The organism is Streptomyces sp. CC208A (assembly GCF_030010625.1).
Taxonomy (GTDB): Bacteria; Actinomycetota; Actinomycetes; order Streptomycetales; family Streptomycetaceae; genus Streptomyces.
This window is the reverse complement of sequence record NZ_JASCXN010000027.1, coordinates 50,719-63,601: the sequence shown is the minus strand read 5'-3', so window position 1 is coordinate 63,601 and position 12,883 is coordinate 50,719. Positions and strand designations below refer to the sequence as shown.

The window sequence follows — 12,883 nt, the reverse complement described above, 5'->3', positions numbered from 1 at the left end:
GGCCGTATGGGGCGCTATGGGCGGTCACGGGGCACCTGCGACAGGCATGTGACGAACGCCACAGGTTTGGGCCGGGGGTCGAGAGGCGGCTCACGGTTATGCGGAGTTCCGCATGGGAAGGGCTTGCTGTGGTCCCGGCCGCACGACATTCGGCCGACCCGTCCGAGGGGGAGATTCTCCATGCAGGAGCCCGTTGATTCCGTCGACACGTCCGCCCAGGCCGACACGGCCGACGAGTTCGACGCGTACGACACCTTTGAGATGTTCCGGGTGATGTGCCCGCAGTGCGATCAGCCGATCGCCCTGCTGGCGGACGAGGACGCGCTGCCCGAGCACGCCCTCTGCCCGTCGCCGTGGAACCCCTTCACCCTGACGGTCTGCCCGGGCACCGGCCGGCCCGCCGCCGAGGCCCGCTCGGCCGACGACGGCCTGGGGGTCCAGGAGCAGGACACCTCCCTGCTCCTGACGCTGCCTCAGGGACTCGACTGGCGGACGCAGCCCTTCTCGCACATCGGCGGCCCGGGCTCGCGCCCGATCCGTCCGGCGCAGCTGCGCCGCGCCGCCTAGGCGTCCGTGTCGCTCCAGTAGCTTCCGCGCACCATCGCCGCGAGGGTGGCGTGGTGCAGGATCAGGCGGTCGGGGTCCGCGGGGACCTCGACCTCGCCGAAGTACGCCTGGCGGTACGCGATCCTCAGCATCACGATCGCGTGCCGCAGCGCCGCGTACAGGGTGTGGAACTCCATCGCGCGCGGCACGTGGCCGGTGAGCTCGGCGTACCGCCGCTCGACCGCGTCGCGGCGCAGGAGGCCGGGCAGGCCCGGCTGGCCGAAGCCCACGGTCAGGTCCTGGAAGAAACGGTGCAGGTAGACGGTCCACCCGAGGTCCACCTCGCGGGGCGCGCAGGCCGCCATCTCCCAGTCGAGGACGGCGGCGGGGGCGAAGCCGTCGTAGACGATGTTCCCGATCCGGGCGTCGCCCCAGCAGAGCACCGCGGGCCCCTCGTCGTCCGGCCACAGCTCCTCCAGGCGCGCGAAGGCGGCCTCGATGAGCGGTGAGGGTGCCAGCCCTTCCACCACCCAGGCGTAGTAGGCGCGTTGGGCGTCGACGTGGCGGCGCAGCGGGCTGCCGGTGCCGTCCGGGAGCAGGAACTCGGCCTCCTTCGCCGGGAACTGGTCGTGCAGCCGGGCCAGGACACCCACCGACTCGGCCTCCAGCGCGGCCCGTTGGGCGTCGGTGGCGGAGTGCAGCCAGTTCCCCTCGTACGTGTAGGGCATGACGTCCGGCGGGACGCGGCCCTCGGCGCGGGCCATCACGAAGAAGGGGGCGCCGAGCGGTTCCGGGTCCTCCTCCAGCCAGAGCACCCGTGGCACGGGCACGTCGGTGTGCTCGGCGACGAGCGCCATCACGCGGTGCTGGCGGGCCATGTCGTAGACGGGGAAGACGGTGTACGCGGCGGGGTCGGCGGCCAGCCGGAGGGCGCAGCCGCGCACGGGCGCGTCCGGGTGCTCCAGGTCGAAGAGCAGGGTCTCGCTGGACATGCCGTTGGAGCCGGGCACGGCGAGGCCGGAGACCGTGGCGCCGGGCAGCCGCCGGTCGAGCCAGGCGGTGAGCCGCGCGGCCAGCTCCTCGGGGTCGCGGGTGGTGGTGCGGGGTCGGGGTGCCGTGACCATGGGGGCTCCTTCTCGTTCGGGCTCGGTTGCCTCCGGTAGCACTTCGGCCGAGCTCACGGCCCCAGCCGCGCTCAGCCCGCTCGCCGGGTTCTGCAGGGGCTCGCCGCGTAGCGGCTCAGGGGCGGGGATCAGGGGGCCGTGGAGGTGAAGTCCGTGAAGCCACTGGGGTCGTGGCGGCCGAAGGAGCCGTGTTCGAAGATGCCGTGACCGGTGCGGCCGTCGAGGGTGAAGCGGGCGGAGTGGTCGGTGACGCCGTAGGCGGCGAGCGGATGGGCGGCCGGGTCGGAGAGGTCGTAGACGCGCCGGTCGGCCCAGTCGCGCCCCTGCCAGGTGCCGTGCTGCCAGTCGTCGGCGGGCGGGTAGCCCGCGCCGACGGCGAGCGGGGAGGAGGCGAGGACCTCGACGCCGATCTCCAGGGGCTTGCCGGTGGGGTCGGTGAGGTGGACGACGGCGCTCTCGGGGTGGCGGGTGCCGGACCGGTAGGCGATCTCGGTGCGGGGCCAGCCGAGTTGGACGTCCCGGTGGCCGTCGCGGACGAGCAGGGCCTGGTTGAGGGTGCGGTAGCCGTCGGCGTCCTCCTGCGCGACGACCATCACGAAGCGGTCCTCGAAGCGCATGGGGATCCAGAGCCAGTGGAAGCCCTCGGGGCGGAGTTCGGCGGCGCGGCCCGGCTCCTCGCCGGGGATCGGACGGACGCCCCAGCTGCGGTCGCGGGTCCCGGTCCACTCCCCCGCCGTGACGTCGAACCGCTCGCCGCCGGCCCGCACGGTGCCCGTGCACCGGCCGGCCTGGACGAACCGGCGGCCCTCCAGGGTGAGCCGGCCGCCGGTGCGCTGGAGGTGGTGCGGCTCCCAGACGGCCGGGAAGTCGCCGGTCCAGGCGAGGTCGAAGGAGAGCCCGTCGGGGTCGCCCGGGTCGGCGGCGCAGCTCAGGGTGAAGCGCCGCAGCGGTTCGTCGACGGTGATCCGCAGCGGACCGACCTCCAGCCGCATCCGGTCGTCGCCGAGCGCGTCGGAGGCGCGGACGGCGTGCAGCCGGTCGCCGGTGCGCAGGGTGGCGTAGGCGTCGACGACCCCGGTGTTGGGGTAGACGCCGAGCCCGGCGATGAGCAGGGCCCGGCCGCCGTGGTCGAAGACGTGGAAGATGCAGCGGTCGTAGGCGTTCCGGTCGCCGCTGACGTGGTGCTTCATCGACAGCGGGGCCTGGTGCACGGGGTATTCGTCGAGCGCGACGGGCCGGTCGTCGTCCACGGCTGACCTCCTGGTCCTCGAAGAGGATCTGACGGTACGTCAGCAACCGTGACCGGGGCCAGAGTCGTGCACGGGCCCCAGGCCTGGAGCACACGCGGACGCGGGTAAGACGCGGGTAAGGGACGAACTGCCGCTCGAATCCGTCCGACGGTGACCCGACGGCCCGGGGCGCGTTGGTCCGGTCATGACCACGCTGTACTCCACACCCAGCGGAGTCGGTCGGCACCGGCAGACTGACCCACGCGGTGAAGAATCGGTTCCGCGCCGCATTCCGGAGGCGCCGGACCTGCCCGGCCCCTCCCCCGTCGCCGCCGCGCCGACCCCGGTCCCCGCGCAGGCTCCGGCCCCGGAGAGAACACCCGCGCCCACCCCCGTACCAGCCCCCCTGCCCGCGCCGGTGCCCGTGCAGGTCCACCCGGACCCGCCGATCTACCAGGCCCTGTACGCGCTCTGGGCCAGCCAGGGCCGCACCCTGCCGGGCCGCCGGGACGCCGAGTGGGCGCGGCTCGCCGCGGGCCCCGTCTGGGCCGACCGGACCGTCCGGGCCAGTGGCGTCCTGGTCCCGCCCGGCGCCGCCCGGTGACCACGACGGCGAGGCCCCGGCGGACCGCGGCTCAGAGCACCCCGACGGCCCGAAGCGCCTTGCACTGCGCGGAAGTCGGCCGCTCGGGGAAGTACAGGTAGCAGACCCCGCCCGTACCGCTCCTGACCCTGCCGTTCGCGTCGTACCGCTTCGTCCGCAGCCAGATGTTCTCCCACTCGCGCCGCCGGTAGACCCGGCGGACGGCCTCGTCGGTCGGGGAGGCGGGGTCGTTGGCGATCACGTCGCCGTCGGCGGTGAAGCCGATCACGGTCATGAGGTGGCCGGAGGTGCCGTAGCCGGCGCCGGTCAGTTCCTCCGCGCGGAAGGACTGGGAGGTGATGGCCGGGATGCCGGCGGCGATCAGGGTCTCCAGGTCGGCGAGGGAGCGGAGCCGGGTCACCACCGCGTTCAGGTCGGGGTAGGTGGCGGCGTAGGCGGCGTTGAAGGGCCAGTTGCCGCAGCCTGCGTACTGGTGGTCGTAGGTGAAGCGGGCCGCGTGGCAGACCTGCGGGTCGGCGTAGTCGGGGTTCACCCAGGCCAGGTCCTCGGCGGAGGGGCGGCGGCCCCAGTACTCGACGATCATCTGCGAGGAGGTCGGGCTGCACCAGGCCTCGCCGCCGTTGTCGTACTCGGGGTACCGGCCGATGTGGATGTTCTGCGAGTAGCGGGGGACGGCCAGCTCGCGGGCGAGGCCGGGCACGGAGGCAGGGACGGTGAAGCGGTCGGGAACGTCCGAGGCCATCGCGCCGAGCCGCCAGACGGTGGGGGTGAGCGTCGTGCCGGGGCGGCGGTAGAGGGTGAGTCTCAGCCGGTACGCGGCGAGCCGCAGGCCGCTCGCGGGGTCGTCGACCGCGAGGGTGTCGGTCCAGACGCTGCTGCGGCCGTCGGTCTGGTCGTCCACCGAGGTGCGCCGGATGTCGGTGTCGCCGGAGGCCCACCGGCCCATCACGTACCACGGGGTGTCCGTCCCGTCGGAGTACGTGCCGGACAGCTCGACCTGCAGCCAGGTGCCGGCCGGGGTCCGCGCGTTCCAGGAGGCGATCACCTCGGTGGCGGGGACGGCCGGGGTGTGCGCGGGCGAGGTCCAGCGGGCGTACTCCCAGGGGGAGGTACGTCCGGTGTGCGGGTCGGTGTGGTCGGTACGGCCCAGGGGGGCGTCCAGGACCAGCCCCGGCCGGTGCCCCGCGACGGCCCGGGTCCCCTCGGCGGCCCCGGACCGCCAGTCGGTGAGGGTGGACCAGAAGCGGTTGGCCACGGTCCCGGGCGCCCCGGCGCCCGCGTCCCCTCCGGGAGCGGGGGCGGGTTCGGCCGCCGAGGCCGGTACGGCTCCGGTCGCGGCCGTGCCCGCGGCGGCCGCGAGCGCCGCGGCGAGGACGGTCCGGCGTGACGCTGATCCGGGCATGGCGAGAACCCCCAGTCATGGGACGGGACGGCGATCGGGCGGGGCTGCGCGGGCCCACTATCCCGGCTCGACGGGGCCCGCGCCAGCACTTCGGCCCGCGTCGCCGCCACCGTCATGGGTGTGGACCAGTGACGACGGCACCACGCTGACCTGCGGCGGCGCCCCTGGCCTACCCTGGGCCGCATGGACGACCTCGACCGCGCGGCCCGCGCGCTGCTCCGGCTGCCGCCCTCGCTGGGGCCGGTCCGGCTCGTCGCGGTCGACGGCCACGCCGGCTCCGGCAAGTCCACCCTCGCCGGCCGGCTCGCCGCCGCCCTCGGCGGGGCGCCCGTCCTCCGGCTCGACGACCTCGCCACCCACGAGGAGCTCTTCGCCTGGACCGGCCGACTGCGCGAACAGATCCTGGAGCCGCTGGGGCGCGGCGCGACCGCGCGCTATCACCCGTACGACTGGATCCTGCGGCGCTTCGGCCCCGCCCGCGAGCTGCCGCCCGCGCCGGTGGTACTGGTGGAGGGGGTGGGGGCCGGGCGGCGGGAGCTGCGCCCGCACCTGGCGTGGCTGCTGTGGATGGAGCGGCCGGCCGGGGCGTCCTGGGAGCGGGGCCGGCGCCGGGACGGGCCGGAGCAGGCGGAGTTCTGGGACAGCTGGGTGGTGGCGGAGACTCGCCATTTCTCCGGGGATCCGTCGCGGCCCTTCGCCGACACCCTGGTACGGGAGCGTGGCGAGGGGTACGACTGGCTTCCCGGGCCTGCTGTGACCGCGGGCGCGGGCCGGATCATCACCCACCGTGACGGCCTGATGGCGGTGGACTGAGTTCCCGGAAGTCCGTTTCCATACGTGCTCCAACTCCGCTTGACCCCGGGGGCGTACAGGTCTTACGTTCTGAATGTGCGGCTTTCGACGGCCGCCGCGGACGCGAAGCCCCCGGTTGTTCCCCCGTGACCGGGGGCTTCGTTCCGCCCGCCGCGCCCCTCACGAAGCCCCCGCCACCCCTGCAGGATCACCCAGGGTCACGGCTTCCGGATCTTTCGCTTCTCCTTAAGCACACCGGTCCTGCGCAGGTACGATGCCCGCAGGTGCGGTCAAATCCCGTCCATACGCCGACGGTTGTGGGGGACCCGATGGACATCGGCACGCAGGGCTCACAGGCCCCCGCCGAGCTCGCCTGGCTGCGCGGAGTGGACGCCTACACGATGGGCGCCTATCCGCAGGCCGAGGAGGAGTTCCGGGCCGCGGTGCGGAGCGATCCCGGCATGGCGGACGCCTGGCTGGGGCTGCACGCGCTCCGGGTGGAGACCACGACCGCGCTGCTGCGCATGTACCGCAACCGCGAGCGCTTCGGCGAGCAGCGCGCCCGGCACCGCCGCACCCTCAACTCCTGGTACTGGCTGGGCTGGTGGGTGCAGCCGGTGCTCGAAAGTCCGCGCGACCTGCTGCTCGCGCACGCCTCCCACTGGCTCGACGGACGGCACGTGCCGGAGCTCGACCGGGCTCTCGCCGAGCTGCCGCCGGTCGACACCGACCCGCAGGTCCGCTTCCTGCACGCCTGCCGCGCCTATCTGATCAAGGACTGGGAGCAGCTGGTCCGGCACACCGAACCGCTCGTGGACGACCCGCTGCTCGGCATCGAGGCCGGTCTCTTCGGCGGCATGGCCCGGGTGCGCCTGGAGATGTACGGGCAGGCGGAGCCGCTGCTGTCGGCGGCGCTGATGCGCTGTCGCAGCGAGCAGCCGCAGCGCAAGGAGCTGCGCTACTGGCTCGCCCGCGCCCACGAGGGCACCGGCCGCAGCGCCGCCGCCCTCCCCCTCTACCGCGCGGTGCACCGCGTCGACCCCGCGTTCATGGACACCGCGGCCCGGCTCGCCGCCATCGCCGAGTACGACGGCTTCGACGGGCTCGACGGCATGGACGAGCAGGCCGGGCTCGCCACGGTCGCGCTCGGCGCGTCCGGCGGCGCCCCCGGCCAGGACGGCACGGACACCGCCCCCGGCCCCGAGCCGGAGTCCGGGGTCCTCGGCGGCGACGGGCTGCGGCGCTCCCCCGAGCCGGTGCCGCCCGGCGCGCCGGCCGCGCCCCCGGAGGGCGTACGGCACAGCTCGCCGGTGCCCGCGCAGGCCGGTCCTCCGCGCTTCCCGGCCGGGCCGACCGATCCGGTGCTGCTCGCCGAGGCGCTGGCCGAGCTGGAGGGCATGGTCGGGCTCGAACCCGTGAAGCGGCAGGTCAAGGCGTTGTCGGCGCAGCTGGAGATGGCCCGGCTGCGGGCCGGGCAGGGGCTGCCGGTGCAGCCGCCGAAGCGGCACTTCGTCTTCTCCGGGCCGTCCGGCACCGGCAAGACGACCGTGGCGCGGATCCTCGGCCGGGTCTTCTACGCGCTCGGCCTGCTCGGCGGCGACCATCTGGTGGAGGCCCAACGGGCCGATCTGGTCGGCGAGTTCCTGGGCCAGACGGCGGTGAAGGCGAACGAGCTGATCGACTCGGCGGTCGGCGGGGTGCTCTTCGTCGACGAGGCGTACGCGCTCTCCAACTCCGGCTACAGCAAGGGCGACGCCTACGGCGACGAGGCCCTCCAGGTGCTCCTGAAGCGGGCCGAGGACAACCGGGACCACCTCGTCGTCATCCTGGCGGGCTACCCGGAGGGCATGGACCGGCTGCTCGCGGCCAACCCCGGGCTCTCCTCCCGGTTCACCACCCGGGTCGACTTCCCCTCGTACCGGCCGCTCGAACTGACCGCGATCGGCGAGGTGCTGGCCGCCGCCAACGGCGACGGCTGGGACGAGGAGGCCCTGGAGGAGCTGCGTTCGATCAGCGCCCACGTGGTCGAGCAGGGCTGGATCGACGAGCTGGGCAACGGACGCTTCCTGCGCACCCTGTACGAGAAGTCCTGCGCCTACCGGGACCTGCGGCTCTCCGGCTATCCGGGCACGCTCACCCGCGAGGACCTGGCGACGCTGCGGCTCGCGGACCTGATGCAGGCGTACGGGGAGGTGCTGTCGGGCCGCGGTCCTGCGGACCGCGGCCCCCAGCAGGAGCCCCCGTTCTGAGCCATCCCCCGGGGCCGGGGGCTAGACGGCGGGCGCCGGGGCGGGGTTCAGCCGGTGCGCGGGGTCGCGGACCTCGCCCACCAGCGTCTCCAGGACGTCCTCCAGGGCGACCAGGCCGAGGACCCGTCCCGAGCCGTCGGCGACCTGCGCGAGGTGGGTCGCGGCCCGGCGCATCACGCCGAGGGCGTCGTCGAGCGGCAGCTCAGGGCGGAGCGTCGCCATCGGGCGCCACAGCTGCTGCGGCACCGCCCGCTCCCGCTCCTCCAGGTCCAGGACGTCCTTCACGTGCACGAAGCCCAGGAAGACGCCCTGGTGGCGGCCCTCGGCGCGGACCGGGAAGCGCGAGTAGCCGGTCCGTACGGTCAGCTCCTCGATCTCCCCCGGGGTGACCGACGGCGGGACGGTGACCAGGGCGGCGGCCGGGATGAGGACGTCGATGACCGGGCGGCTGCCCAGCTCCAGGGCGTCCTCCAGGCGCTCCTGCTCGGCCGGGGCGAGGAGTCCGGCCTGCCCGGCGTCCTCCACCAGGCGCCCGAGCTGGGCGCTGGTGAAGACGGCCTCGACCTCGTCCTTCGGCTCGACCCTGAAGGCCCGCAGGACCAGCTGCGAGCAGGCGCCCAGGGCGGTCGTCACCGGTCGGCAGAGCCGGGCGAAGCCGACCAGGGCGGGGGCGAGCCAGAGCGCGGTCCGTTCGGGTGCCGCCATGGCGAGGTTCTTCGGGACCATCTCGCCGATGACGAGGTGGAGGAAGACGACCGCGGCGAGGGCGATCACATAGCCGAGCGGGTGGATGAGTCCGGCCGGCACGCCGACGGCGTGGAAGGCCGGTTCGAGCAGGTGGGCGACGGTCGGTTCGGCGACCGCGCCGAGGGTGAGCGAGCAGACGGTGATGCCGAACTGGGCGGCGGCCATCATCCGCGGCAGGTTCTCCAGGCCGTACAGCACCTGTGTGGCGCGGGCGCCGCCGAGGGGCTCGATCTGGCTGCGGCGGACGGAGACGAGCGCGAACTCGGCGCCGACGAAGAAGCCGTTGGCCAGGACGAGGAGCAGGGCGAGGAGGAGTTGGAGGGTGCTCATCGGACCGCCTCCGCGGGGACGGGCACCGGCGCGGTGCGCACGATCCGGACCCGTTCGGCCCGGAAGCGGTCCACCCGGCGCACCGAGAGGCGCCAGCCGGGGAGTTCGGCCCGGTCGCCGGGGGCCGGGATCCGGCCGAGCAGGTCGGCGACGAGCCCGGCGACGGTCTCGTACGGCCCGTCCGGCACGTCGAGGCCTATCCGGCGCAGGGTGTGGACCCGGCAGGAGCCGTCGGCCTCCCAGGCGGGGCGGCCGTCCTCGGCGGGCGCGGCGGCCAGTTCGGGGTGGGCGTCGGCGGCGGTGTCGTGCTCGTCGCGGACCTCGCCGACGAGTTCCTCGACGATGTCCTCCAGGGTGACCACACCGGCCGTGCCGCCGTACTCGTCGACGACGACGGCGATCGGCTGCTCGTGGCGCAGCCGCTCCAGGAGGGTCTGGACGGGCAGCGTCTCGGGGACGAGGAGCGGCGGGACCGCGATCCGTCCGACGGAGGTGCGCGGCCGGGCGTCGGGGGCGACGGCGAGCGCGTCCTTGAGGTGGACCATGCCGACGACCTCGTCGATGCGGTCCCGGTAGACCGGGAAGCGCGAGAGGCCGGTGGCGCGGGTGAGGTTGAGGACGTCGGCCGCGGTGGCGTCCCACTGGAGGGCGCTGACCTTCACGCGCGGGGTCATGACCTGCTCGGCGGTGAGCCCGCCGAGGGACAGGGTCCGTACGAAGAGGTCGGCGGTGTCCTGTTCGAGGGCGCCGGCCCGGGCCGAGTGCCGGGCGAGGGATTCCAGCTCGCCGGGGGTGCGGACGGAGTCCAGCTCCTCGGTGGGCTCGACGCCGAGCGCGCGGACCAGGCCGTTCGCCACCCGGTTGAGCAGGGCGATCACCGGCCGGAAGACGGCGGAGAAACGGCGCTGCGGAGCGGCGACGAAACGGGCGACCTGGAGCGGCCGGGAGACCGCCCAGTTCTTGGGGACGAGTTCGCCGACGACCATCTGCACCGCGGAGGCGAGCAGCATGCCGATCACCACGGCGATCCCGGAGACGGCGCCCGGGGGCAGCCCGGTGGCGGTCAGCGGGGGGCGCAGCAGTCCGGCGAGCGCGGGCTCGGCGAGCATGCCGACGACGAGCGAGGTGAGGGTGATGCCGAGCTGGGTGCCGGAGAGCTGGAAGGACAGCTCGCGCAACGCCGAGACGACGGTGCGGGCGCGCCGGTCACCGGCGGCCGCGGCCCGCTCGGCCTCCGCGCGCTCGACGGTCACGAGACCGAACTCGGCGGCGACGAAGAAGCCGTTGGCGAGGATCAGGAGGAAGGCTGCCAGGAGGAGCAGCAGGGAGACGATCATGCCGCCGCCTCGGGAGAGGGGGCGGCGCAGGTACTACCGGACGATCCGTCCATTGCCGGAGGGAGTCACTCCTCGGGTCGAAAGGCGGCCTCGCGGGCCGCCGGCGGCGGCCCTGCACAGCGCGAGGCGGTGGTGCACCCGGCACCACCGCCTCAAGAGTAGTCACGCGGACGCCCCGTGTGGCAGGGGGACGCCCCGGATGGGGGACGGAGGGGGGTTCTCCCCGGCTCTGATCAGGGGTTTCCCCCGGCCCCGTGTCAGGGGTTCAGCCCCCTGTCAGGAGTTCAGGCCCGGATGAGGGGCTGAGGCCCCGTCCCAGGAGTTCAGGCCGCCTCGACGCCGGTGCCGTGGCTCTCCGCGAGGGCGCGCAGGGCGCGGGCGTCCTTGATCGCGGACTCCTTGGCGATGCCCGGCTGGATGCCGAGGGCGGGCAGGCTGGTGCCGTCGCTGAGGTCCAGGAAGACCCACGGGTCGCCGGGGCGCAGGTTGACGCGGAGGATCTCCGCCCAGGCGAGGCGCCGGGTGCGGGTGATGTTGACGACCGTGACGCCCTCGTCGTCGGCGACGACCTTGGGGCGGCTCAGCAGCACGAGGACGCCGAGGAAGAGCGCGGCGGTGAAGACGAAGCTGGCCCGCTCCCCCGGTCCGAGCCGTTCCAGCATCATCGCCACGGCGGTGATCGCCGCGAACATGGCGACGCCCACGGTCAGCAGGACGGCGCGGGTGCGGCCCGGCCGGAAGGTGACCGGGAGGGCGGGCGTGGTCGGCTCGGACATCGGGTTCCTCGGTGCCAGGAGTGGTGCGGCGGGGCTCAGAGACGGCAGGCGTGGATCGCGGTGGTGAGGATCGCGCGGGCGCCCAGCTCGTACAGGTCGTCCATGATCCGCTGCGCGTCCTTGGCGGGGACCATGGCGCGGACGGCGACCCAGCCCTCGTTGTGCAGCGGGGAGACGGTCGGCGACTCCAGGCCCGGGGTGAGGGCGACGGCCTGCTCCAGGTGCTCGGCGCGGCAGTCGTAGTCCATCATCACGTAGCTGCGGGCGACCAGGACGCCCTGGAGGCGGCGCAGGAACTGCTGGACCTGCGGGTGGTCGGCCTCGGCGCCGTGGCGGCGGACGACGACCGCCTCGGACTTCAGGATCGGCTCGCCGATGACTTCCAGGCCCGCGTTGCGCAGGCTGGTGCCGGTCTCGACGACGTCGGCGATGACCTGGGCGACGCCCAGCTGGATCGCGGTCTCGACGGCGCCGTCGAGGTGCACGACGGAGGCGTCGATGCCCTGGTCGGCGAGGTGCTTGGCGACGATGCCCTCGTAGGAGGTGGCGATCGTCATCCCGGCGAAGTCCTCGGGCCCGTCGGCGGTGCCGGGGCGGGTGGCGTAACGGAAGGTGGAGCGGCCGAAGTTCAGCGCCAGGATCTCCTCGGCGCTGGCGCCGGAGTCGAGGAGCAGGTCACGGCCGGTGATGCCGATGTCCAGCTTCCCGGAGGCCACGTAGATGGCGATGTCCTTGGGCCGCAGGTAGAAGAACTCGACCTCGTTGTCGGGGTCGATGACGACGAGCTCCTTGGACTCCTTGCGCTGGCGGTAGCCGGCCTCATGGAGCATGGCCGACGCAGGTCCGGAGAGGGAACCCTTGTTGGGGACGGCGATGCGCAGCATGGGAGGGGCTTCCTTTGCCTGGGGAGTGGTGGGGAGACGGAGGGGTGCTCAGAGGTGGGCGTAGACGTCGTCGAGGGAGATCCCGCGGGCGACCATCATCACCTGGACGTGGTACAGCAGCTGCGAGATCTCCTCGGCGGCAGCTTCCTTGCCCTCGTACTCGGCGGCCATCCAGACCTCGGCGGCCTCCTCGACGACCTTCTTGCCGATGGCGTGGACGCCCTTGCCGACCAGTTCCGCGGTGCGGGAGGTGGCGGGGTCGCCGGTCTCGGCCTTGAGCTTCAGCTCGGCGAAGAGGTCTTCGAAGCTTTTACGGGTTTCGTTCGCCATGATGTCCTAAGAGTACGGGGTGGAGAGGGAGCCCCTAGCGCCAGGGTTCGCTGACCGTGCGCAGGATGGTCGCGGTGGCGACGGCGGCGGTGACGGCCTCGTGGCCCTTGTCCTCGCTGGAGCCTTCGAGGCCGGCCCGGTCGAGGGCCTGTTCCTCGGTGTCACAGGTCAGGACGCCGAATCCGACGGGTACGCCGGTGTCGATCGAGACCTGGGTGAGGCCATGGGTGACGCCCTGACACACGTACTCGAAGTGGGGCGTCCCGCCGCGGATGACGACGCCGAGCGCCACGACGGCATCGTAACCGCGTCCGGCGAGGACCTTGGCCACGACGGGGAGCTCGAAGCTGCCCGGGACACGGAGCAGGGTGGGCTCGTCGATGCCGAGTTCGGACAGGGCGCGCAGGGCGCCGTCGACGAGGCCGTCCATGATCTTCTCGTGCCACTGGGCCGCGACGACCGCGACCCGCAGGTCGCCGCAGTTCTTCACGCTGAGGACGGGTGCGCCCTTGCCGCTCATGGTTCTCCTTGCA

The 12,883-nt window shown here is 73.7% G+C and carries 13 protein-coding genes; 4 read left to right on the top strand and 9 right to left on the bottom strand.

The features are described from left to right. Window positions 1–180: 180 nt before the first annotated feature. Window positions 181–567, top strand: coding sequence for a hypothetical protein (locus tag QK442_RS25990; protein ID WP_282696489.1), 387 nt, complete (start codon window positions 181–183; stop codon window positions 565–567). On the opposite strand, the gene QK442_RS25985 is transcribed toward QK442_RS25990, so the two are convergent. After that, the gene (locus QK442_RS25985; protein WP_282696488.1) at window positions 564–1,670 is read right to left on the bottom strand and encodes a phosphotransferase family protein; all 1,107 of its coding nucleotides are present in this window, start codon (window positions 1,668–1,670) and stop codon (window positions 564–566) included. The two genes, QK442_RS25990 and QK442_RS25985, sit on opposite strands and share 4 nt — an antisense overlap. Before the next feature lie 128 nt (window positions 1,671–1,798). Continuing rightward, a complete protein-coding gene (locus QK442_RS25980; RefSeq protein WP_282696487.1) occupies window positions 1,799–2,920 on the bottom strand; it encodes a hypothetical protein in 1,122 nt (373 codons plus the stop codon). 397 nt (window positions 2,921–3,317) lie between these two features. On the opposite strand from QK442_RS25980, the gene QK442_RS25975 reads away from it, so the two are divergent. Then, window positions 3,318–3,503 (top strand): hypothetical protein, encoded by a 186-nt coding sequence (locus tag QK442_RS25975; protein ID WP_282696486.1) that lies wholly within the window; start codon window positions 3,318–3,320, stop codon window positions 3,501–3,503. Between the two features lie 31 nt (window positions 3,504–3,534). Here the strand turns inward: QK442_RS25975 and QK442_RS25970 are convergent, their stop codons facing one another. Then, entirely contained in the window at window positions 3,535–4,905 is a 1,371-nt protein-coding gene (locus QK442_RS25970) for a peptidase C39 family protein (protein ID WP_282696485.1), read from the bottom strand. Between the two features lie 183 nt (window positions 4,906–5,088). Here QK442_RS25970 and QK442_RS25965 point away from each other — a divergent pair, with 183 nt between their 5' ends. Both QK442_RS25965 and QK442_RS25960 read left to right on the top strand, forming a co-directional pair. Further along, window positions 5,089–5,718, top strand: a complete 630-nt coding sequence (locus tag QK442_RS25965; RefSeq protein WP_282696484.1) for a hypothetical protein — start codon at window positions 5,089–5,091, stop codon at window positions 5,716–5,718. Between the two features lie 308 nt (window positions 5,719–6,026). Then, the gene (locus tag QK442_RS25960) at window positions 6,027–7,946 is read left to right on the top strand and encodes an AAA family ATPase (protein WP_282696483.1); all 1,920 of its coding nucleotides are present in this window, start codon (window positions 6,027–6,029) and stop codon (window positions 7,944–7,946) included. A 21-nt stretch (window positions 7,947–7,967) separates the two neighbouring features. Here the strand turns inward: QK442_RS25960 and QK442_RS25955 are convergent, their stop codons facing one another. The 6 genes from QK442_RS25955 to ribH all read right to left on the bottom strand — a co-directional run bounded on the left by QK442_RS25955 (window position 7,968) and on the right by ribH (window position 12,870). Further along, window positions 7,968–9,023 carry a hemolysin family protein gene (locus QK442_RS25955; RefSeq protein ID WP_282696482.1) on the bottom strand — a complete coding sequence of 352 codons (1,056 nt, stop codon included), beginning with the start codon at window positions 9,021–9,023 and terminating at the stop codon, window positions 7,968–7,970. Then, complete coding sequence (locus QK442_RS25950; protein ID WP_282696481.1) at window positions 9,020–10,360, bottom strand: hemolysin family protein; 1,341 nt, start codon at window positions 10,358–10,360, stop codon at window positions 9,020–9,022. Before QK442_RS25950 ends, QK442_RS25955 begins: the two co-directional genes overlap by 4 nt. Window positions 10,361–10,683: 323 nt before the next feature. Further along, on the bottom strand, window positions 10,684–11,136 hold the full coding sequence (locus tag QK442_RS25945) for a PH domain-containing protein (RefSeq protein WP_282696480.1): 453 nt from the start codon (window positions 11,134–11,136) through the stop codon (window positions 10,684–10,686). 35 nt (window positions 11,137–11,171) lie between these two features. Continuing rightward, a complete protein-coding gene (gene hisG, locus QK442_RS25940; protein ID WP_282696479.1) occupies window positions 11,172–12,020 on the bottom strand; it encodes an ATP phosphoribosyltransferase in 849 nt (282 codons plus the stop codon). 48 nt (window positions 12,021–12,068) lie between these two features. Then, window positions 12,069–12,350 carry a phosphoribosyl-ATP diphosphatase gene (locus QK442_RS25935; RefSeq protein WP_282696478.1) on the bottom strand — a complete coding sequence of 94 codons (282 nt, stop codon included), beginning with the start codon at window positions 12,348–12,350 and terminating at the stop codon, window positions 12,069–12,071. A 34-nt stretch (window positions 12,351–12,384) separates the two neighbouring features. Further along, window positions 12,385–12,870, bottom strand: a complete 486-nt coding sequence (gene ribH / locus QK442_RS25930) for a 6,7-dimethyl-8-ribityllumazine synthase (protein ID WP_282696477.1) — start codon at window positions 12,868–12,870, stop codon at window positions 12,385–12,387. Window positions 12,871–12,883 lie beyond the last annotated feature (13 nt).